The organism is Streptomyces sp. NPDC041135 (assembly GCF_055592085.1).
The window spans coordinates 782622-802258 of sequence record NZ_JBVIYZ010000001.1 but is presented as its reverse complement, the minus strand read 5'-3'; the positions used below and the strand labels follow the sequence as shown (position 1 = coordinate 802258).

The window sequence follows — 19637 nt, the reverse complement described above, 5'->3', positions numbered from 1 at the left end:
ATCGGGGCCATGGAAAGCAGCAGCGCCACGTCCGGCGGCAGCACCCGCCGCGCGGCCACCCGGCAGAAGCTCTACGAGGCGGCCGTCACACTCATCGCCGAGCAGGGCTTCTCCGCCACCACCGTGGACGAGATCGCCGAGCGGGCCGGGGTGGCGAAGGGCACGGTGTACTACAACTTCGCGAGCAAGTCGGTCCTCTTCGAGGAGTTGCTGCGCCACGGCGTGGGCCTGCTCACGGCCTCCCTGCGCGAGGCGGCGCAGCGCACCGACCGGGAGGGCGGCGGCAAGGTCGACGCCCTGGACGCGATGATCCGCGCCGGCCTGGTCTTCATCGACCGCTACCCGGCCTTCACCCAGCTGTACGTGGCCGAGCTGTGGCGCACCAACCGGGCCTGGCAGTCGACCCTGATGGTGGTGCGGCAGGAGGCCGTCGCGGTGGTCGAGGGCGTCCTGCGCGAGGGCGTCGCGACGGGCGAGTTCAGCGAGGAGATCGACGTGCCGCTGACGGCGGCCGCGCTGGTCGGCATGGTCCTGGTGGCCGCGCTGGACTGGCAGTCCTTCCAGCCGGAGCGGTCGCTGGACGACGTCCACGCGGCGCTGTCCCGGCTCCTCCAGGGACGGGTGAGCGGGAGGCGCTGACCCGCGCGCGTGCGGAAGAGGGCGCCGGCGGAGGGAGCGGAGCGAGGGCGGGCGCGTTCCGGCGCCCCGTGTCGCCGGTACCGCGGCCGCGCCCCGTCTCCGTGTCCCCACTCTCCCCCGCCCACCGGCCGCCGCCCATCCGCGTACGTACTCAACTCGTCGTGCAGGTACTCGTACTCATTCCGGTGCACGGGGACCGGGCGCGCGGCCGCCGGACTGGCTACGATCGCCTGCGTGTCGGTACTTCCCCTGGTCTTCACCAGCGGCTGGGCCAGCGGCATCAACGCCTACGCGGTGGTGCTGCTGCTCGGCGTCTTCGGCGCGACCGGGGTGAGCGACGAGGTTCCGCAGACCCTCCAGCGCCCCGAGGTGCTGATCGTGGCGGGCGTGCTGTTCCTGTGCGAGGCCGTCGCCGACAAGATCCCGTACGTCGACTCGGTGTGGGACTCCGTGCACACGGTGATCCGGCCGGCCGCGGGCGCCTGGGTCGGAGCGCTGCTGGCCGGGCACAGCGGCTCGCTGCCGGACGTGGCCGCCGGGCTGCTGGGCGGCTCCACGGCCCTGGCCAGCCACACCGTCAAGGCCGGCACCCGGATGGCGGTCAACACCTCGCCCGAGCCGTTCAGCAACATCGCGCTCAGCCTCGCCGAGGACCTCGGGGTGGGCGTCGTGGTGACCTTCGCGATCTTCCACCCGGTGGCGGCGTCGGTCGTCGCGGGGGTGCTCCTGCTGGCCGGGCTGACCGTGCTGGTGTTCCTGGTCTCCCGCATCCGGCGCTTCCTGCGGCGCCGGGCGCAGCGGCGGGAGGAGCGGCGGCTGGCCGCTCATCCGCCGGGCCCGGGCCCCTGAGCGGGCCGCCCGCGGGCGGCGGTGCCGCGGGCGGTCGATAGGGTCGCGGGCATGGCACGGATTGTGGTGATCGGCGCCGGGATGGGCGCCATGGCGGCCGCCGCCCGGCTGGCCGTCGCGGGCCACCGGGTGGTGGTGTACGAGCGTACGGAGACGTACGGCGGTGCGGTGCGCCGCCTCGAACGGGACGGTTTCGCCTTCGACACCGGCCCCGGGCTGCTGCCGCTGCCCGCGGTCTACCGCGACCTGTTCGTCAAGACCGGCAAGGAGCCGCTGGAGTCGTGCGTCGACCTGGTCCAGGTCGACCCCTCCTCGCGGCACGTGTTCGCGGACGGCACCGAGGTGTCCCTGCCGAACGCCTCGCGCGCGGGGGTCGTCTCCGCACTGGACGAGGCCCTCGGGGCGGGCGCCGGGCAGCGCTGGGGCGACTTCCTGGTGCGGGCCCGCGAGGCCTGGGACCGCACCCGGCGGCCGCTGCTGGAGGAGCCCCTGTGGCCGAACTGGCAGGTGCTGGCGGGGCGTGAGCCGTACCCGGCCGTCCCGCACCGGCGGCTGCTGCGCACCCGCCGCGCCGCCACCCTGGCCGAGGTCGGCGCGTGGGAGCTGCGCGACCCGCGCCTGGCGGCCCTGCTGGAGGGCCACGCCCTCGCCCACGGCCTGGACCCGCGCACCGCGCCGGCGAGTGCGGCGGTGCTGCCGTACATGGAGCACGCCTTCGGCGTCTGGTACGTGCGCGGCGGCATCCGGGAGCTGGCCCGGGCGGTGTACGAGCGGTGTGTGCGGCGGCGGGTGGAGTTCGTCTTCGGCGCCGAGGCGGTGCGCGTCCTGCGCGAGGACGGCCGGGCGGCGGGCGTGGAGCTGGCGGACGGCACGGTGGCGCAGGCGGACTTCGTCGTGGCCGGTGTCGCCCCGGAGGTGCTGGCCCGGCTGTGCCCGGACGGCGACCCGCGGGACGACGGCGAACCGGCGCCGCCGCGCGGGACGCCGAGCCGGGCGACGGTGCTGCTGGCGCTGCGCGGCGGGCGCCCGGCGGGCACCGCGCACCGGACCGTGGTGCACGCCGAGGACCGGGAGGCGGAGCTTCAGGGGCTGTTCGGCACGGCGTCCGGGCCGGCCGCCCGGCCCACCGTCACCGTGCTGCGCCCCGACGACCCGGCGCTGGTCCCGGACGCCGCGCACGAGGCGGTCACCCTGGTCGCCACCGTCGCGGCAGGCCCGGACGGGCGGCGCGGCCCCGAGGACCTCGCCCGGGTTCTGGTGAGCGTGGCCGAGCGGGCGGTCCCCGGTCTGCGGGAGCGCGTCCTGTGGCAGGAGGTGCGCACGCCGGAGGCGGTCGCGGAGGCGACGGGCGCCCCGGGCGGCGCGATCCCGGCGCCGGCGCTGGCGGCCGGTGCCGGGCGGCTGCTGCACCCGGGCAACACCACCGCGCTGCCGGGGCTGTTCACGGTGGGCGGCTGGTCGCATCCCGGCGGCGGGCTGCCGCACGCGGGCATGTCGGGCGCGCTGGTGGCGGGGCTGATCGTGGAGGGGCCGGACTTCCGGGGCTCGCAGTGAGCCCCGGGCGGGCCCGGCGGCGTCAGAAGCGGTACTGCTCGTCGTAGCCGTGGCCCGGCCGCTGCTGCCCGTCGTCCTGGTACGGGTACGGCTGCTCCTGCGGGAGTTCGCCGCCGTAGGTCTCGTCGGTGCGCTGCTGCGGCACCCACACCCCGTCGGCCGGGGTCTCGCCGTAGCCGCCGCCGTACGGGGCCTGGGCGTAGCCCTGCTGGTCGTAGGACTGGCCGCCGTAGGCGGTGTCGTAGGAGGCGCCGCCGTAGGTCTGGGTGCCGATGTAGGGGTCGGAGTAGTTGGCGTAACCCTGCTGGCCGGTCGCCTCGTAGCCGTACTGCTGCTGGCCGTAGCCCGAGTGGTCGTAGGCGTAGCCCGGGTCGGCGCCCTGGGCGGCCGTCGCGTAGCCCGGATCCTGCGCCGCGGCGGCGGGGGCGTAACCGGTGTCGCCGTAGACGCCGTAGGAGCCGGTGTCGTCGGGCAGCGGCTGCGGCGCGTAGACGGCCGTGTCCTGCGCGGCGGCCGGGTCGGCGGCGCGGGCCGGGGTGAACACGTCGTCGCGGTCGTCGTCGTGGTCGTCGGGGCCGTAGCGGTCGTCCGCTCCGGTCCCGGCGCCCGGGGCGTCGTCCGGGAAGCCGGCGTCGTAGCCGTCCTCGGCGCTCCGCGGACCGGAGTCCTCCTGGACGGGGTCCTTGCGTCCGCCGCGCCGTCGCTTGCTGCCGCCGCCCTCCTCCGGGCGGCCGTCGGCGCCGCGGCGGCTGACCGCCCAGCCGGACGCGAAGCCGCGGCGGAACGACAGGGTGACGTAGGTCTGTCCGACCGCGAAGGCGATGGCGCCCAGTCCGATGACGACGACCGACGGGATCAGCACGCCCAGGACGACGCCGAGGAAGCCGACGAAGGCCAGCAGCCGCCAGCGCAGCCGCGCCTTGTACTGGAGCAGCACCTCGCCCAGCAGCCACAGTGCGACGACACCGAACGCGATGTAGAGGACCGTCCAGCCCATGTACGCCCCTCTCCCAGTAACCGCTACGCAGTGTGTCGTACCGCGGGGCGGCCGGTCCAGGCCTGCGGGGGGTGGTGCAGGCCCAGGTTCTCGTAGATTTCCAGAGTCGCCGTGGAGTTGTTGAGCGTGATGAAGTGCAGCCCTGGCACTCCCTCGGCCAGCAGCCGCGCGCAGAACTCCGTGGCGAAGTCGATACCGATGGAGCGTACCGCCGCCGGATCGTCCTTGGCTGTGAGGATCCGCTCTTTCAGGGCGTCCGGGAACAGCGCGTTGCTGAGCTTGGGCAGCCGCTCCAGCATCCTCACACTGGTGACCGGCAGGATCTCGGGGATGACCGGGGTGGCGCAGCCGGCGGCCTCGACCCGGTCGCGCAGGCGCAGGTACGACTCCGGCTGGAAGAACATCTGTGTGATGGCGTAGTCGGCGCCCGCGCGGCACTTGTCGACGAAGTGGGCGACGTCGGTGTCCCAGTCGCTGGAGCGCGGGTGCATCTCCGGGAAGGCGGCGACGCCCACGCAGAAGTCGCCCGACTCCTTGATGAGGCGCACCAGTTCGGCCGCGTAGGTCAGTCCCCGGGGGTGCGCCACCCAGTCGCCCATCGGGTCGCCGGGCGGGTCGCCGCGCACGGCGAGCATGTTGCGGATGCCGGCGTCGGCGTACTGGCCGATGATGTTGCGCAGTTCGGCGACGGAGTGGTCGACCGCGGTGAGGTGGGCGACCGGCGTGAGCGTCGTGTCGACGACGATCTGCTGGGTCTCCTTCACCGTGGTCGCGCGGGTGGTGCCGCCGGCCCCGTAGGTGACGGAGACGAAGTCGGGGGCCACCGCCTCGACCCGGCGCAGCGCGTTCCACAGGCTCTTCTCGCCCTGCGGGGTCTTCGGCGCGTAGAACTCGAACGAGTACGTCGTCTTGCCGGTGGCCAGGATGTCACGCACAGTGCGTGCGCGGTCCGTCCTGGTGGATGCGGTTCCGAGGGCCATACTCGCAGGTTAGCCAGGGGCGGCCGGTCGCCCAACCGGGCATCGGTGATTTGCCGGATTTGCCGACCTCCTGTCCACCCTTTGGACAGATTTTCGGACAGGTGGGACCGCCGTCACACCTGCCGCAGGCGTGCGGCGAACTCGGCGGCGGCCGCCCCGGGGTCGTCGGCCTCGGTGATCGCGCGGACCACGACCACCCGGCGGGCGCCCGCGTCCAGCACCTCGTCGAGGGTGGCCAGGTCGATGCCGCCGATGGCGAACCAGGGCCGGTCGGTGCCCAGCGCGGCGGTGTGCCGGACCAGGCCGAGTCCGGGCGCGTGACGGCCCGGCTTGGTGGGGGTGGGCCAGCAGGGGCCGGTGCAGAAGTAGTCCACGCCCTCCTGGACGGCGGCGGCCGACGCCTCCGCCTCCGTGTGCGTGGAGCGGCCGACGAGGACGTCCGCGCCGAGGATCGCGCGGGCCGCCGGGACCGGCAGGTCGCCCTGGCCGAGGTGCAGTACGGCGGCCCCGGCGGCGTGGGCGACGTCCGCGCGGTCGTTGACCGCGAGCAGCTTGCCGTGCCGGGCGCAGGCGTCGGCGAGGACGGCCAGGTGCTCCAGCTCCTCACCGGCCTCCATGCCCTTGTCCCGCAGCTGCACGATGTCCACCCCGCCGGCCAGGACCGCGTCCAGGAACCCGGCGAGGTCGCCCTGCCGCTTGCGGGCGTCCGTGCAGAGGTAGAGACGGGCGTCGGCCAGGGCGGCGCGACGGGCGGTGTCGGACATGCGTGTATCCCCCGGTGGATGCTGCTGGGCGTGGGTGCGGGCTGTGGTGGGCGGGCGTGGCCCGGCAGCGGACCGGCGCTCCCGCGGCACGCCCAGGGCGCGACGGGAGCCCGGTCCGCGGCCGGGCGGGCGGCCGCGGGCGTCAGACGGCGAGGGCCTGGGCTCGGCGCTTCACCTCCGTGCCGCGGTTCTCACTGAGAGCCTGCGCGGGCGTACCGGGCAGGGAGGGGTCGGGGGTGAACAGCCACTCCAGCATCTCTTCGTCCGTGAAGCCGTCGTCCCGCAGCAGGGTCAGGGTGCCGACGAGGCCCTTGACCACCTTGTCGCCGTCGATGAAGGCGGCGGGGACGTGCAGCGCCCTGTTCTCACCACGGCGCACGGCGACGAGCTGGCCCTCTCGGACCAGCTGCCGCACACGCGTCACCTCGACGCCGAGCTGTTCGGCGATGTCGGGGAGGGTGAGCCAGGCGGGGACGAGAGCATCGATCTTTGCGTCAATCTCGGTCACGGAATCTAGCCTGCCATCTGCCACCGACAGTCGGAAGCCAGGCCGGTCCACCTGGGACGACGCACCACCCCGCCGGAGCCGGCCCGAGGCGCCACCGGGCGGTCGCGCCACCGGGCGGGGCGTCACCCGGCGGTCGCGTCCTTCAGGGGCCGGGCCGGGTCCGCCAGCGCGTCGGCGTCCATGAGCCGGGCCGCCTCGATCAGCCGCCGCCCCTGCGCCAGGTCCCGCGGCCGCCCGACCGCGAGCAGCGCGGCCAGCCTCCCCTCCCGCAGCCAGCACACCGTCCAGGCCGGGCCGGCCGGGTCGCCGCGCCACACGATCCGGTCGGCGCCGGTGTGGTGCCCGGCGTACTGGACGAACCGCCCGAACTGCTCCGACCAGAAGTACGGCACCGGGTCGTACACCGCCTCCGCCTCCCCCATGATGTCGGCGGCGACCGTGCGCGGCCCCTGGAGGGCGTTGTCCCAGTGGTGCACCATCAGCCGCTCGCCGTAGCGGCGCGAGGGGAAGGAGGCGCAGTCGCCGACGGCGTACACGTCCGGGACGCCGGTGCGCAGGCGCTCGTCGGCCACCACGTCGCCGTGCGCGCCCAGCTCGATGCCCGAGCCGGCCAGCCACGCCGTGGCCGGGCGGGCGCCGATGCCGACCACTACGGCGTCCGCGGGCAGCCGCGAGCCGTCGTCCAGCACCACCGCGCCGGGCTCCACGCGCCGCACGCGCGCGTGGGTGCGCAGTTCGGCGCCGCTGTCGGCGTACCAGGCGGTCATCGGCGCGGCCACCTCGGCGGGCAGCGCGCCGGCCAGCGGGTGGTCGGCGGCCTCGACGACCGTCACCGCGCAGCCCGCCTCCCGGGCGGCCGTGACGAACTCGGCGCCGATCCAGCCCGCGCCCACCACCACGACGTCGTGCCGACCGGTCAGCACCGGCCGCAGCCGTTCGGCGTCGTCCAGGGTGCGCAGCAGATGCACGCCGGGCACGCCCTCGCTGCCGGGCAGCGTCACCGGTTCGGCGCCGGTGGCGAGGACCAGGACGTCGTACGGCACCGGCCCGGCGTCGGTGTCCAGTTCCCGGTCCGCGGGGCGGACGCCCAGGGCCTGCCGGCCGAGCCGCAGTCCGATGCCGAGGGCCTCGAAGTCGACGTCGAAGGCGGCGCCCTCGGCCGTGCCCAGCAGCACCGCCTTGGACAGCGGCGGCCGGTCGTACGGCTGGTGGGGTTCGGCGCCGATCACCGTGACGGTCCCGGCGAAGCCCCGTTCCCGCAGCGCGACCGCGGTCTGCACCCCGGCCATGCCCGCGCCGACGACGACCACGCGCCGCTCCCGCTCCGTGCCCTGTTCCCGCGTCTGCTCACTCACCTGATCACCATAGTCACCGGGCTGACGAGCGGTCAGGGGGCGTGCCCGGTGAACCGGCGGGCGCGCTTCCGGCGGGCCCCGGCGGGGGGGCCGCGGGCACGGGCTCCCTTACCCGGTGCGCGGGCGGCGGGCTAGGGTGGCCACCGTACAAGCACTCGCGGGAGCCCGGACGCACCGGGCTGAGAGGGAGGCTGGCGGCCTCCGACCGTACGAACCTGATCCGGGTCATGCCGGCGAAGGGAGGGGCTGGACGCCCATGTCGTCACGTACGTCCGACGTCCTCGTCATCGGGGGCGGGATCATCGGCCTGGTCACGGCCTGGCGTGCCGCGCAGGCGGGCTTCGCCACCGCCGTGGTGGACCCCGCGCCCGGGGGTGGCGCGGCGCTGGTCGCGGCCGGGATGCTGGCCGCGGTCACCGAACTGCACCACGGCGAGCAGACGCTGCTCGCCCTGACCCTGGAATCCGCCCGCCGCTACCCGGCGTTCGCCGCCGAGCTGACCGAGCTGACCGGTCACGACCTCGGCCACCGCCGCTGCGGCACGCTCGCCGTGGCCCTCGACGCCGACGACCGCGCCGAGCTGCGCGAGCTGCACGCCCTGCACGAGCGCTCGGGCCTGGAGTCGGCGTGGCTGTCGGGGCGGGAGTGCCGGCGGCTGGAGCCGATGCTCGCGCCGGGCGTGCGCGGCGGGCTGCGGGTGGACGGCGACCACCAGATCGACCCGCGGCGGCTGGCGGCCGCCCTGCTGGCCGCCTGCGAGCGGTCCGGGGTGGTGTTCCACCGCACCCTCGCCGAGCGGCTGCGCGTCGTGGGCGACCGGGCCGCCGGGGTGCGCACCGCGGACGGCACCGAGCTGGACGCGGACCGGGTGGTGCTCGCCGCCGGCAGCCTCAGCGGGCGGCTGGCCGGCGTCCCGCCGCGGGTGCTGCCGCCGGTGCGGCCGGTGAAGGGGCAGGTGCTGCGGCTGGCCGTGCCGCCCCGGTACGCGCCGTTCCTGAGCCGGACGGTGCGGGCCGTGGTGCGCGGCAGCCGGGTGTACCTGGTGCCCCGGGAGAACGGCGAGCTGGTCGTCGGCGCCACCAGCGAGGAGCTGGGCTTCGACACGACGGTGACGGCGGGCGGCGTGTACGAGCTGCTGCGGGACGCCCACGAGCTGCTGCCCGGGATCACCGAGCTGCCGCTGACCGAGACCCGGGCCGGGCTGCGGCCCGGCACCCCCGACAACGCGCCGCTGCTCGGCCCGACCGCCCTGGCGGGGCTGCTGCTGGCCACCGGGCACTACCGCAACGGCGTCCTGCTCACCCCGGTCACCGGTGACGTCATGGCCCACGCGCTGGTCACCGGTGCGCTCCCCGAGGAAGCCCGCCCCTTCGCGCCGACGCGCTTCGGCGCCCCGGCCGTCCACCGCATGGAGCAGCCCGCATGAACATCTCCGTCAACGGGGAGCGCCGGGAGATCGCCCCGGGCACCGCTCTCGACACGCTCGTGCGGTCCCTGACGGCCGCGCCCTCCGGGGTGGCCGCCGCGCTCAACGAGACCGTCGTCCCGCGCGCGCAGTGGCCGGCTACGGCCCTCGCCGAGGGCGACCGCGTCGAGGTCCTCACCGCCGTCCAGGGAGGCTGAGCCATGGCCGACGATCCCTTCGTCCTCGGCGGTACGCCCTTCGCCTCCCGGCTGATCATGGGCACCGGCGGCGCGCCCAGCCTGGACGTGCTGGAGCGGGCGCTGGTCGCCTCCGGCACCGAGCTGACCACCGTGGCGATGCGCCGGGTGGACCCCGGGGTGCACGGGTCCGTGCTGTCCGTGCTGGAGCGGCTGGGCATCCGGGTGCTGCCCAACACCGCGGGCTGCTTCACCGCGGGCGAGGCGGTGCTGACGGCCCGGCTCGCCCGGGAGGCGCTGGGCACCGACCTGGTCAAGCTGGAGGTCATCGCCGACGAGCGGACGCTGCTGCCGGACCCGGTGGAGCTGCTGGACGCCGCCGAGACCCTGGTGGACGACGGCTTCACCGTGCTGCCGTACACGAACGACGACCCGGTGCTGGCGCGGAAGCTGGAGGACGTCGGGTGCGCCGCGGTGATGCCCCTGGGCTCGCCCATCGGGTCGGGCCTCGGCATCCGCAACCCGCACAACTTCCAGCTGATCGTGGAGCACGCGCGCGTGCCGGTGATCCTGGACGCGGGCGCCGGCACCGCGTCGGACGTGGCGCTGGCGATGGAGCTGGGGTGCGCGGGGGTGATGCTGGCCTCGGCGGTGACGCGGGCGCGGGAGCCGGTGCTGATGGCGGCCGCCATGCGCGGCGCGGTGGAGGCGGGCCGGCTGGCCCGGCTGGCGGGGCGCATCCCCCGCCGCTACCTCGCCGAGGCCTCGTCCCCGGCGCAGGGCCGCGCGGTGCTCGATCCCGAGCGCCCGGCCTTCTGAACCAGCCCGCCCTGGGCCCGCGCCCCGGTCCCGGGCGCCCGGTCCCGCGCGCGTGGGAAGCGTCACAGCTCGGCTGCAGTACTGCCCCGATACGGGCGGAACGGGAGGCGTGTCGGTCCCGGCTCGTAGACTCACCGCGTGGATACGACCCTTCAGGACCCTCTCGTCGGGCAGGTGCTCGACGGCCGCTATCGCGTCGACGCCCGGATCGCGGTCGGCGGGATGGCCACGGTCTACCGGGCTCTGGACACGCGTCTGGACCGGGTGCTGGCGCTCAAGGTGATGCATCCGGCGCTGGCGGCCGACGGCTCGTTCGTGGAGCGGTTCATCCGTGAGGCCAAGTCGGTGGCCCGGCTCGCCCACCCCAACGTGGTGCAGGTCTTCGACCAGGGCACCGACAGGTCGTACGTGTACCTGGCGATGGAGTACATCGCCGGGTGCACCCTGCGTGACGTGCTGCGCGACCGGGGGGCGCTGCAGCCCAGGGCCGCCCTCGACATCCTGGAGCCGGTGCTGGCCGCGCTCGGCGCCGCGCACCGCGCCGGGTTCGTGCACCGGGACATGAAGCCGGAGAACGTCCTCATAGGCGACGACGGCCGGGTCAAGGTCGCCGACTTCGGGCTCGTCCGGTCCGTGGACACGGTGACCAGCACCACCGGAACGGTCCTGGGCACGGTGTCGTACCTGGCCCCCGAACAGATCGAGCGGGGCACCGCCGACCCGCGCGTGGACGTGTACGCCTGCGGTGTCGTGCTCTACGAGATGCTGACCGGGCTGAAGCCGCACAGCGGGGACACCCCCGCCCAGGTGCTCTACAAGCACCTCCACGACGACGTCCCGCCGCCCTCGGCCGTGGTCCCCGGGCTGCCGTACGAGCTGGACGAGCTGGTCGCCACCGGTACGGCGCGCAACCCGGAGATCCGGCCGCAGGACGCGGTGACGCTGCTGGCCCTGGCGCGGCAGGCCCGTGCCCGGCTGAGCGAGGCGCAGCTGGACGCCATGCCCCCGCAGGCGCTGACCGCTGCGCACGACAACGCCGAGGACCGCACGAGCGTGATCCCGCGCTCCTTGACCGTGCCCCGGCCGCTGCCCGGGGAGGAGCCCGCGGACGCCTTCCCGGCCCCGCCGGCCTTCCCCGCTTCCGCGGACTCCCGGGACTCCGGGGACCCCCGGGGGGATGTCCTGCACACCAGCGTGCTGGCGTCGCCGCCCCCGCCGGCGCGCCGGTCTGCGCGGTCCCGGCGCGGGCCGGCCACGATCCTCGCGGCCGTGCTGGTGGTGCTGGGCCTGGGCGCCGGGTTCTGGTACATCAACTCCGGCCAGTTCACGAAGGTGCCCCCGCTGCTGGCCAAGTCCGAGGCGCAGGCCAGGCAGGGGCTGCGGGCGGCCGGTCTCGACGTCAAGCAGGTCAGGCGCGAGTACAACGACACGGTGAAGCGGGGCGCCGTCATCAGCACCGACCCGGGCCCCGGCGCCCGCGTCCGGGACAACGCCGCGGTGACGCTCACCGTCTCCCTCGGCCCCAAGACGGTCAGGGTGCCGGACGTGTCGGGCCGGACGCTGGCCGAGGCGCGGGCGGCGCTGAGGGACAAGGGGCTGGAGCCGGGCATGGTGACCCAGGACTTCAGCGACGACGTCCCGCGGGGCTCGGTCGTCGCCACCACCCCGGACGCCGGCACCGAGCGGCACGCGGGCTCGGCGATCGCGCTCACCGTGAGCAAGGGCAGCCCCGTCGACGTCCCCGACGTCACCGGCGAGGACGTGGACAGCGCCCGGCAGGACTTGTCGGACGCCGGGCTGAAGGTGCGGATCGCCCCGCAGCAGGTGAACTCCGACTACGACAAGGGCGAGATCGCCCGGCAGACCCCGGAGGGCGACGGCCGGGCCGCCGAGGGCGACACGGTCACGCTGACGGTGTCCAAGGGCCCGGAGCAGATCGAGGTGCCGGACGTGGTCGGGGACAGCGTCGACGACGCCAAGGACCGGCTGGAGCGGGCCGGGTTCGACGTGGACGAGGACCGCGGGCTGCTCGGCCTGTTCGGCGACACCGTGAAGCGGCAGTCGGTGGACGGCGGGGACACCGCGCCCAAGGGGTCGACCATCACCATCACCATCCGGTGACGGGGGCACCCGCCGGGCGTGACACCCTGAACGGGTGAGCAGTCAGCAGTCCGGTTCCACGTCCGCCCCTCCCCCCGGCCCCCTCCGCAACCCCGTCGGCAGCCACGTGCCCGTGGCCGGCGGGCTGCACTCGGTGGGGCTGTCGTACGCCCGTGAGCTGGCGGCGGAGAGCGTGCAAGTCTTCGTCGCCAACCCCCGCGGCTGGGCCACCCCGGCCGGGAACCCGCGGCAGGACGAGGCGTTCCGGGCGGCCTGCGCCGAGGCGTCCCTGCCGGCGTACGTGCACGCCCCCTACCTGATCAACTTCGGCTCGCACACCGAGGCCACCGTCGAGCGGTCGGTCGAGTCCCTGCGGCACTCGCTGCGGCGGGGGCGGGAGATCGGGGCGCTCGGTGTGGTGGTGCACACCGGCAGCGCGACCGGCGGGCGGTCACGGGAGGTGGCGCTGCGCCAGGTCCGCGCGCACCTGCTGCCGCTGCTGGACGAGCTGACCCACGACGACGACCCGTTCCTGCTGCTGGAGTCGACCGCCGGGCAGGGGTCCTCGCTCTGCTCCCGCACCTGGGACTTCGGCCCCTACTTCGAGGCGCTGGACGCCCACCCCCGGCTCGGTGTCTGCCTCGACACCTGTCACGTCTTCGCCGCCGGGCACGACCTGACCGGGCCGAGCGGCATGCACCAGACGCTGGACCTGCTCGTCGGCACGGTCGGCGAGGGCCGGCTGAAGCTGATCCACGCCAACGACTCCAAGGACGTGGCCGGCGCGCACAAGGACCGGCACGAGAACATCGGCGCCGGGCACATCGGCGAGGACCCCTTCCGCGCGCTGATGACGCACCCGGCCACCGCGGGCGTACCGCTGATCATCGAGACCCCCGGCGGCACGGCCGGCCACGCGGCGGACGTGGAGCGCCTGAAGAAGCTCCGCGACGGCTGAGGCTCCGCGACCGTCGAGGCCGCGGGACCGCTGAGGCCGTGCGGCGGCCGGGGTCAGAGGCCGGGGCCGTCCCCGGGTTCCTCCTGGTAGGAGTAGCGCTGTTCCTTCCAGGGGTCGCCGATGTTGTGGTAGCCGCGCTCCTCCCAGAAGCCGCGGCGGTCGGCGGTCATGTACTCCACGCCGCGGACCCACTTGGGGCCCTTCCAGGCGTACAGGTGGGGCACGATCAGCCGGACCGGGAAGCCGTGCTCGGCGGTGAGGAGTTCGCCGTCCTTGTGGGTGGCGAAGATCGTGCCGTCGGCCGCGAAGTCCGACAGGCGCAGGTTGGAGCTGAACCCGTATTCCGCCCAGACCATCACATGGGTGGCGTCGGGCGCGGGCGGGGCCAGCTCCAGGACGGTCCGGGCCGGGATGCCGCCCCACTCGGCGCCGAGCATGCTGAACTTCGTGACGCAGTGCAGATCGGAGACCACGGTGGTGTACGGCAGGGCCGTGAACTCCTCGTGGTTCCAGCAGCGCTTGTCGCCGCCGGCGGTGGCGCCGAAGACCCGGAACTCCCAGCGCTCGGGCCGGAACTTGGGCACCGGGCCGTAGTGCGTGACGGGCCAGCCGCGCTGCAGTCGCTGTCCCGGCGGAAGCTCGGACCGTGCCGCTTCTCCAGACGCGCGCTCCACCGGATGACCCATGTATCCATCCTGACAGACCCCGGGCAGTGCCTCTGACCAGCCAGCCCTGTAGCCGGACAAATACTGCCAAGTAGGCATTAACTTACTAAGTGCGCACTTACTGGACGATCTTCGGCGCCGGTGACATCATGCGGCCGCACACCTCCCGTTCCTCCCAGGTGGAAGGAGCCTCTGCGATGCAGGGCGACCCCGAGGTCATCGAGTTCCTCAACGAGCAGCTCACCGGCGAGCTGACCGCGATCAACCAGTACTTCCTGCACGCGAAGATGCAGGAGAACTTCGGCTGGACGAAGCTCGCCGCGTACACGCGGCACGAGTCGTTCGACGAGATGAAGCACGCGGAGGTGCTCACCGACCGGATCCTGTTCCTGGACGGCCTGCCGAACTACCAGCGGTTGTTCCATGTGCGGGTCGGGCAGACGGTGCGGGAGATGTTCGAGGCGGACCGGCAGATCGAGGCCGAGGCGATCGACCGCCTGCGGCGGGGCATCAAGGTGATGCGCGAGAAGGGCGACATCACGTCCGCGAACATCTTCGAGTCGATCCTCGCGGACGAGGAGCACCACATCGACTACCTCGACACCCAGCTGGAGCTGGTGGACAAGCTCGGTGAGGCGCTGTACATCGCGCAGATCATCGAGCAGCCGGAGAGCTGAGCGGCCGGGAGGCCCGCGTGGCCTCAGGCGGCCTCGTCCAGGGCGCCGGGTGCGTCCAGGTCGGAGAGGACCGGCCGGCCCTGGTCGGCCAGGTCGCGGCGGGGGCACGCGCCGCGGCCCAGGATCGCCTGGATGCGGCGGACGCAGGAGCCGCAGTCGGTGCCCGCCTTGCAGGCGGAGGCGATCTGCCGGGGGGTGCAGGCACCGTCCTCCGCGTGCCGCTTGACCTGCGCCTCGGTCACGCCGAAGCAGCTGCAGACGTACACGCGTGTGCCACCTCCCGCCGGGATCGATGAGGGTGCCGTCCCGATGACCGGTGAGGCAAACCTAACCTTACCCGTGGCACCGGGGCCGGAAAAGCGCAGCGGGGCGCGGATCGTGTGATCCGCGCCCCACCGGGTGACGGGTGCCGTCACTGGTCGCGGTACATCTCCGCCACCAGGAACGCCAGGTCCAGCGACTGGCTGCGGTTGAGCCGCGGGTCGCAGGCCGTCTCGTAGCGCTGGTGCAGGTCGTCGACGAAGATCTCGTCACCGCCGCCCACGCACTCGGTGACGTCGTCGCCGGTCAGCTCCACGTGGATGCCGCCCGGGTGGGTGCCGAGCGCCTTGTGGACCTCGAAGAAGCCCTTGACCTCGTCGAGCACGTCGTCGAAGCGGCGGGTCTTGTGCCCGGAGGCCGCCTCGTAGGTGTTGCCGTGCATCGGGTCGGTGATCCAGGCCACGGTGGCCCCGGAGGCGCTGACCTTCTCCACCAGCTCGGGCAGCTTGTCGCGGACCTTGTCGGCGCCCATCCGGACGATGAAGGTCAGCCGGCCCGGCTCCCGGTCGGGGTCGAGGCGCTCGATGTACTGCAGCGCCTCCTCGGCCGTGGTGGACGGGCCCAGCTTGACGCCGATCGGGTTGCGGATCTGCGAGGCGAACTCGATGTGGGCGTGGTCCAGCTGCCGGGTGCGCTCGCCGATCCACACCATGTGCGCGGAGACGTCGTAGAGCCGGCCGGTGCGGGAGTCGACCCGGGTCAGGGCGGACTCGTAGTCCAGCAGCAGCGCCTCGTGCGAGGAGTAGAACTCGACCGTCTTGAACTCCTCCGGGTCCGTGCCGCAGGCCCGCATGAAGTGCAGGGCGTTGTCGATCTCCCGGGCGAGCTGCTCGTAGCGCTGGCCCGAGGGGGACGACTTCACGAAGTCCTGGTTCCAGGCGTGCACCTGGCGCAGGTCGGCGTAGCCACCGGTGGTGAAGGCACGCACCAGGTTGAGCGTGGAGGCGGAGGCGTTGTACATCCGCTTCAGCCGCTCGGGGTCCGGGATGCGGGCGGCCTCGGTGAACTCGAAGCCGTTGACGGAGTCGCCCCGGTAGGTCGGCAGCGTCACCCCGTCGCGGGTCTCGGTCGGCTTCGAGCGCGGCTTGGAGTACTGGCCGGCGATCCGGCCCACCTTCACCACGGGCACGGACGCCGCGTACGTCAGCACGGCGCCCATCTGGAGCAGGGTCTTGAGCTTGTTGCGGATCTGGTCTGCGGACACGGCGTCGAAGGCCTCGGCGCAGTCGCCCCCCTGGAGGAGGAACGCCTCTCCCTTGGCGACGGCCGCCATCCGGGCGCGCAGCTGGTCGCACTCGCCCGCGAAGACGAGTGGCGGATACGCCTCGAGGTCCGCGATCACTGCGCGCAGAGCCTCGGGGTCGGGGTACTCGGGCTGCTGCGCCGCGGGCAGGTCTCGCCAGGTGTTGCCAGCGCTCGCGCTGGTCTTAGCGTTCACGGTCACCTCATCAACATTACGGGGTCGTCTGCGATGATTTCGGCCCCGCTCGAAAGATGAGACGCATCTCTTGCCCTGCGGACACCCGCGGATGGGGTAAGGTTCCCGGCATGTTCGCGCCGTCGATCCAGAACTGGTGGTGGACCGCTCCTCCGGCGGCCCACTGACTGCGCGTACGCACGACTTCGCGAAGGCCGCCCGGGGGGCGGCCTTCGGCGTTTCCGGGGCCGCTCCTCACCGACATCGACGATCACCCAGTCGACGGAAGAGGACACCATGGACCTGGCACAGCTGTTGCGCGACCCCCGTCCGTTCGCCCTGCTGCGCCGCCGCACGCCGGGCCACGACGAGAACACCGTCGAGGTCTTCCTCGGGCCGGTCGCGGCCTACGACCGCCTCGCCGACCTGCCCGACGCGTGTCTGGCGCTGGTGCCCTTCCGGCAGATCCGGGAGCGCGGCTTCGACGTCCGCGACGACGGCACCCCGCTGCTGGCGCTCACCCCCGAGGAGAGCCACGCCGTCCCGCTCGCGGACGCGCTCGCCCAGCTGCCGGACCGTGCCGTGCGCGTGGAGGAGGGCGGCTTCGACGTCGGGGACGAGGAGTACGGCGAGATCGTCGGGCGGGTGCTGCGCGACGAGATCGGGCGCGGCGAGGGCGCCAACTTCGTGATCCGGCGCACCTACGAGGGGCGGATCGACGGCTTCGGCCGCGCCGACGCGCTGGCGCTGTTCCGCCGGCTGCTGGCCGGGGAGCGGGGCGCGTACTGGACGTTCCTGGTGCACACCGGGGACCGGACGCTGGTGGGCGCCAGTCCCGAGGTGCACGTGCGGATGTCCGGCGGCACGGTCGTGATGAACCCGATCAGCGGGACCTACCGCTATCCCGAGGACGGCCCGACCGCCGACCGCCTGCTGGAGTTCCTCGCCGACGGCAAGGAGATCGAGGAGCTGTCGATGGTCGTCGACGAGGAACTGAAGATGATGTGCACCGTCGGCGACATGGGCGGCGTGGTCGTCGGGCCCCGGCTGAAGGAGATGGCGCACCTGGCGCACACCGAGTACGAGCTGCGCGGCCGCTCCTCGCTGGACGCGCGGGAGGTGCTGCGGGAGACCATGTTCGCGGCCACGGTCACCGGCTCGCCGGTGCAGAACGCCTGCCGGGTGATCGAGCGGTACGAGCCCGTCGGGCGGGACGGGGCCGGCCGCGCCTACTACGCGGGTGCGCTGGCGCTGCTCGGCCGGGACTCCGGGGGCGCCCAGACCCTGGACTCCCCCATCCTCATCCGCACCGCCGACATCGACGCGGCCGGCGGGCTGCGGGTGCCGGTGGGGGCCACGCTGGTGCGCGGCTCGGACCCGGCGGGCGAGGTGGCGGAGACGCACGCGAAGGCGGCGGGCGTGCTGGCGGCGCTGGGGGTACGGCCGTCGCGGCCGCGCGAGGAGCGGGAGCGCCCCAAGCTCGCCGACGACCCCCGGGTGCGGGCGGCGCTGGACGGGCGCCGGGCGTCGCTGGCGCCGTTCTGGCTGCGGATGCAGGAGCCGGCGGCGCGGCTGACCGGGCACGCGCTGGTGGTGGACGGCGAGGACACCTTCACCGCGATGCTCGCGCACGTGCTGCGCTCCGGCGGCCTGGAGGTGACCGTCCGGCGCTACGACGAGCCCGGGCTGCGGGCCGCGGTGCGCGGGCACGCGGGGCCGGTCGTGCTCGGGCCCGGCCCCGGTGACCCGACGGACGAGACGGACGCGAAGATGCGGCTGCTGCGGGAGCTGACGGCCGAGCTGCTCGGGCCCCGCACCGGTGCCGGCCCGCACGGGCGGGGCCCGGCGCACCGGCACGGGGTGCTCGGCGTCTGCCTGGGGCACGAACTGATCGCGGCCGCGCTGGGTCTGGACATCGTCCGCAAGGAGGTGCCCTACCAGGGGGCGCAGACCACGATCGACCTGTTCGGCCGCAAGGAGACGGTCGGCTTCTACAACAGTTTCGTGGCCCGCTGCGACGACGCGGCGGCCCGGGAGCTGGCGGCCGGCGGGGTGGAGGTGAGCCGGGCGGCGAACGGGGAGGTGCACGCGCTGCGCGGCCCCGGGTTCGCCGGGGTGCAGTTCCACCCGGAGTCGGTCCTCACCCTGGACGGCGCGGCCGTGGTGCGCGAGCTGCTCGGTCAGCTGCGCGGGACCACCACGTTCCCTGGCGCGCGGTGACCGGGACGCCGGTCGGGTGACCGGGCGGGCCGGGCGGTCGTCCTCGGCGGCCGGGGAACGTACGGTCGCCCGGCCGGGAGCGCGCGGGCGCCGACGCGGGGTCCGCGGCGGCGCCGGTGCGCGGGGGCCGGCGGGCGGCCGGGCGGGACGGCGTCAGCCGAAGAAGACGCCGACCTCCTTGTAGAGCGCCGGGTCCACCGTCTTCAGCCGGGCGGTGGCCTCGGCGATCGGCACCCGCACGATGTCGGTGCCGCGCAGGGCGACCATCATGCCGAAGGCGCCGTCGCGGACGGCCTCGATGGCGTGCAGGCCGAAGCGGGTGGCGAGCCAGCGGTCGAAGGCGCTGGGGGTGCCGCCGCGCTGGATGTGCCCGAGCACGGTGGTGCGGGCCTCCTTGCCGGTGCGCCGCTCGATCTCCTTGGCCAGCCACTCGCCGATGCCGGACAGCCGGACGTGCCCGAAGGAGTCCAGCGACCCGTCCTTGAGCACCACGTCGCCGTCCTTGGGCATGGCGCCCTCGGCGACGACCACGATCGGGGCGTAGGAGGCCTTGAAGCGGGAGGTGATCCAGGCGCAGACCTGGTCGAGGTCGAAGCGCTGTTCCGGGATGAGGATGACGTTGGCGCCGCCCGCGAGGCCCGAGTGCAGGGCGATCCAGCCGGCGTGCCGGCCCATCACCTCGCAGACCAGGACCCGCATGTGGGACTCGGCGGTGGTGTGCAGCCGGTCGATGGCCTCGGTGGCGATGCCGACGGCCGTGTCGAAGCCGAAGGTGTAGTCGGTGGCGGACAGGTCGTTGTCGATGGTCTTCGGCACGCCGACGCAGGGCACGCCGTACTCCTCGGACAGCCGGCCGGCCACGCCGAGGGTGTCCTCGCCGCCGATCGCGATCAGCGCCTCGACCTCCTGCTTGGCGAGGTTGTCCTTGATCCGCCGGATGCCGTCCTCCTGCTTGAGGGGGTTGGTCCGGGACGAGCCGAGGATGGTGCCGCCGCGGGGCAGGATGCCGCGCACGGCCGGGATGTCGAGGCGGACGGTGTCACCCTCGAGGGGCCCGCGCCAGCCGTCCCGGAAGCCGACGAAGTCGTAGCCGTACTCCTGCACGCCCTTGCGGACGATGCCCCGGATGACGGCGTTGAGCCCGGGGCAGTCGCCGCCTCCGGTCAGTACTCCGACCCGCATGGAAATGTCCCTTCGCCGCGGTTGCCTGAT

General features: G+C 74.1%; 20 protein-coding genes and 1 riboswitch. Of the genes, 11 read left to right on the top strand and 9 right to left on the bottom strand.

The features are described 5' to 3' along the window. Nucleotides 1-9: 9 nt before the first annotated feature. The 3 genes from ACZ6CZ_RS03605 to ACZ6CZ_RS03595 all read left to right on the top strand — a co-directional run bounded on the left by ACZ6CZ_RS03605 (nucleotide 10) and on the right by ACZ6CZ_RS03595 (nucleotide 3042). On the top strand, nucleotides 10-639 hold the full coding sequence (locus tag ACZ6CZ_RS03605) for a TetR/AcrR family transcriptional regulator (protein WP_469014055.1): 630 nt from the start codon (nucleotides 10-12) through the stop codon (nucleotides 637-639). Between the two features lie 234 nt (nucleotides 640-873). Beyond that, on the top strand, nucleotides 874-1488 hold the full coding sequence (locus tag ACZ6CZ_RS03600) for a DUF4126 domain-containing protein (RefSeq protein WP_469014052.1): 615 nt from the start codon (nucleotides 874-876) through the stop codon (nucleotides 1486-1488). Nucleotides 1489-1539: 51 nt separating this feature from the next. Next, entirely contained in the window at nucleotides 1540-3042 is a 1503-nt protein-coding gene (locus ACZ6CZ_RS03595; RefSeq protein ID WP_469014051.1) for a phytoene desaturase family protein, read from the top strand. A gap of 22 nt (nucleotides 3043-3064) precedes the next feature. Here ACZ6CZ_RS03595 and ACZ6CZ_RS03590 read toward each other — a convergent pair whose 3' ends face one another. The 5 genes from ACZ6CZ_RS03590 to ACZ6CZ_RS03570 all read right to left on the bottom strand — a co-directional run bounded on the left by ACZ6CZ_RS03590 (nucleotide 3065) and on the right by ACZ6CZ_RS03570 (nucleotide 7646). Further along, nucleotides 3065-4039 carry an SCO2102 family sporulation regulator gene (locus ACZ6CZ_RS03590; RefSeq protein WP_469014050.1) on the bottom strand — a complete coding sequence of 325 codons (975 nt, stop codon included), beginning with the start codon at nucleotides 4037-4039 and terminating at the stop codon, nucleotides 3065-3067. Between the two features lie 23 nt (nucleotides 4040-4062). Next, a complete protein-coding gene (metF, locus tag ACZ6CZ_RS03585) occupies nucleotides 4063-5019 on the bottom strand; it encodes a methylenetetrahydrofolate reductase [NAD(P)H] (protein ID WP_469014048.1) in 957 nt (318 codons plus the stop codon). 113 nt (nucleotides 5020-5132) lie between these two features. After that, nucleotides 5133-5783 (bottom strand): thiamine phosphate synthase, encoded by a 651-nt coding sequence (gene thiE, locus ACZ6CZ_RS03580; protein WP_469014047.1) that lies wholly within the window; start codon nucleotides 5781-5783, stop codon nucleotides 5133-5135. Between the two features lie 142 nt (nucleotides 5784-5925). Then, entirely contained in the window at nucleotides 5926-6291 is a 366-nt protein-coding gene (locus ACZ6CZ_RS03575) for an Rv2175c family DNA-binding protein (RefSeq protein WP_469014045.1), read from the bottom strand. 122 nt (nucleotides 6292-6413) lie between these two features. Further along, nucleotides 6414-7646, bottom strand: a complete 1233-nt coding sequence (locus ACZ6CZ_RS03570; protein WP_469014043.1) for an NAD(P)/FAD-dependent oxidoreductase — start codon at nucleotides 7644-7646, stop codon at nucleotides 6414-6416. Between the two features lie 147 nt (nucleotides 7647-7793). Further along, nucleotides 7794-7905: riboswitch (TPP riboswitch) on the top strand. On the opposite strand from ACZ6CZ_RS03570, the gene thiO reads away from it, so the two are divergent. The 5 genes from thiO to ACZ6CZ_RS03545 all read left to right on the top strand — a co-directional run bounded on the left by thiO (nucleotide 7903) and on the right by ACZ6CZ_RS03545 (nucleotide 13125). Next, a complete protein-coding gene (gene thiO / locus ACZ6CZ_RS03565; protein WP_469014041.1) occupies nucleotides 7903-9072 on the top strand; it encodes a glycine oxidase ThiO in 1170 nt (389 codons plus the stop codon). It overlaps the preceding riboswitch by 3 nt. Next, on the top strand, nucleotides 9069-9269 hold the full coding sequence (gene thiS, locus ACZ6CZ_RS03560) for a sulfur carrier protein ThiS (protein WP_469014039.1): 201 nt from the start codon (nucleotides 9069-9071) through the stop codon (nucleotides 9267-9269). The genes thiO and thiS overlap by 4 nt, the downstream gene beginning before the upstream one ends. A 3-nt stretch (nucleotides 9270-9272) precedes the next feature. Next, nucleotides 9273-10067 (top strand): thiazole synthase, encoded by a 795-nt coding sequence (locus ACZ6CZ_RS03555; RefSeq protein ID WP_469014037.1) that lies wholly within the window; start codon nucleotides 9273-9275, stop codon nucleotides 10065-10067. Between the two features lie 138 nt (nucleotides 10068-10205). Then, entirely contained in the window at nucleotides 10206-12188 is a 1983-nt protein-coding gene (pknB, locus tag ACZ6CZ_RS03550; protein ID WP_469014035.1) for a Stk1 family PASTA domain-containing Ser/Thr kinase, read from the top strand. Between the two features lie 34 nt (nucleotides 12189-12222). Beyond that, nucleotides 12223-13125, top strand: coding sequence for a deoxyribonuclease IV (locus tag ACZ6CZ_RS03545; protein WP_469014034.1), 903 nt, complete (start codon nucleotides 12223-12225; stop codon nucleotides 13123-13125). Between the two features lie 53 nt (nucleotides 13126-13178). Here ACZ6CZ_RS03545 and ACZ6CZ_RS03540 read toward each other — a convergent pair whose 3' ends face one another. Next, nucleotides 13179-13811, bottom strand: coding sequence for a sulfite oxidase-like oxidoreductase (locus tag ACZ6CZ_RS03540; RefSeq protein WP_469014031.1), 633 nt, complete (start codon nucleotides 13809-13811; stop codon nucleotides 13179-13181). A 176-nt stretch (nucleotides 13812-13987) separates the two neighbouring features. Here ACZ6CZ_RS03540 and bfr point away from each other — a divergent pair, with 176 nt between their 5' ends. Then, nucleotides 13988-14467 (top strand): bacterioferritin, encoded by a 480-nt coding sequence (gene bfr, locus ACZ6CZ_RS03535; RefSeq protein ID WP_469014377.1) that lies wholly within the window; start codon nucleotides 13988-13990, stop codon nucleotides 14465-14467. Between the two features lie 23 nt (nucleotides 14468-14490). Here bfr and ACZ6CZ_RS03530 read toward each other — a convergent pair whose 3' ends face one another. Beyond that, nucleotides 14491-14733 carry a (2Fe-2S)-binding protein gene (locus ACZ6CZ_RS03530; RefSeq protein ID WP_469014029.1) on the bottom strand — a complete coding sequence of 81 codons (243 nt, stop codon included), beginning with the start codon at nucleotides 14731-14733 and terminating at the stop codon, nucleotides 14491-14493. 146 nt (nucleotides 14734-14879) lie between these two features. After that, entirely contained in the window at nucleotides 14880-16232 is a 1353-nt protein-coding gene (locus tag ACZ6CZ_RS03525; protein ID WP_469014026.1) for a class II 3-deoxy-7-phosphoheptulonate synthase, read from the bottom strand. Nucleotides 16233-16282: 50 nt separating this feature from the next. Between ACZ6CZ_RS03525 and ACZ6CZ_RS03520 the strand changes: the two genes are divergently transcribed. Beyond that, nucleotides 16283-16393 (top strand): trp operon leader peptide, encoded by a 111-nt coding sequence (locus ACZ6CZ_RS03520; protein WP_469014025.1) that lies wholly within the window; start codon nucleotides 16283-16285, stop codon nucleotides 16391-16393. A gap of 109 nt (nucleotides 16394-16502) precedes the next feature. Then, nucleotides 16503-18425, top strand: coding sequence for an anthranilate synthase family protein (locus ACZ6CZ_RS03515; RefSeq protein ID WP_469014023.1), 1923 nt, complete (start codon nucleotides 16503-16505; stop codon nucleotides 18423-18425). Nucleotides 18426-18578: 153 nt separating this feature from the next. Here the strand turns inward: ACZ6CZ_RS03515 and ACZ6CZ_RS03510 are convergent, their stop codons facing one another. Then, nucleotides 18579-19607, bottom strand: a complete 1029-nt coding sequence (locus ACZ6CZ_RS03510) for a 6-phosphofructokinase (protein ID WP_469014022.1) — start codon at nucleotides 19605-19607, stop codon at nucleotides 18579-18581. Between the last annotated feature and the right edge of the window lie 30 nt (nucleotides 19608-19637).

What these genes read in the sequence shown, in the direction of transcription:
- ACZ6CZ_RS03605 (WP_469014055.1), top strand. Translation starts at nt 10, where the DNA reads ATGGAAAGCAGCAGCGCCACGTCCGGCGGCAGCACCCGCCGCGCGGCC.
- ACZ6CZ_RS03595 (WP_469014051.1), top strand. Translation starts at nt 1,540, where the DNA reads ATGGCACGGATTGTGGTGATCGGCGCCGGGATGGGCGCCATGGCGGCC.
- ACZ6CZ_RS03590 (WP_469014050.1), bottom strand. Translation starts at nt 4,039, where the DNA reads ATGGGCTGGACGGTCCTCTACATCGCGTTCGGTGTCGTCGCACTGTGG.
- metF (WP_469014048.1), bottom strand. Translation starts at nt 5,019, where the DNA reads ATGGCCCTCGGAACCGCATCCACCAGGACGGACCGCGCACGCACTGTG.
- thiE (WP_469014047.1), bottom strand. Translation starts at nt 5,783, where the DNA reads ATGTCCGACACCGCCCGTCGCGCCGCCCTGGCCGACGCCCGTCTCTAC.
- thiO (WP_469014041.1), top strand. Translation starts at nt 7,903, where the DNA reads ATGTCGTCACGTACGTCCGACGTCCTCGTCATCGGGGGCGGGATCATC.
- thiS (WP_469014039.1), top strand. Translation starts at nt 9,069, where the DNA reads ATGAACATCTCCGTCAACGGGGAGCGCCGGGAGATCGCCCCGGGCACC.
- ACZ6CZ_RS03555 (WP_469014037.1), top strand. Translation starts at nt 9,273, where the DNA reads ATGGCCGACGATCCCTTCGTCCTCGGCGGTACGCCCTTCGCCTCCCGG.
- ACZ6CZ_RS03540 (WP_469014031.1), bottom strand. Translation starts at nt 13,811, where the DNA reads ATGGGTCATCCGGTGGAGCGCGCGTCTGGAGAAGCGGCACGGTCCGAG.
- bfr (WP_469014377.1), top strand. Translation starts at nt 13,988, where the DNA reads ATGCAGGGCGACCCCGAGGTCATCGAGTTCCTCAACGAGCAGCTCACC.
- ACZ6CZ_RS03520 (WP_469014025.1), top strand. Translation starts at nt 16,283, where the DNA reads ATGAGACGCATCTCTTGCCCTGCGGACACCCGCGGATGGGGTAAGGTT.
- ACZ6CZ_RS03515 (WP_469014023.1), top strand. Translation starts at nt 16,503, where the DNA reads ATGGACCTGGCACAGCTGTTGCGCGACCCCCGTCCGTTCGCCCTGCTG.
- ACZ6CZ_RS03510 (WP_469014022.1), bottom strand. Translation starts at nt 19,607, where the DNA reads ATGCGGGTCGGAGTACTGACCGGAGGCGGCGACTGCCCCGGGCTCAAC.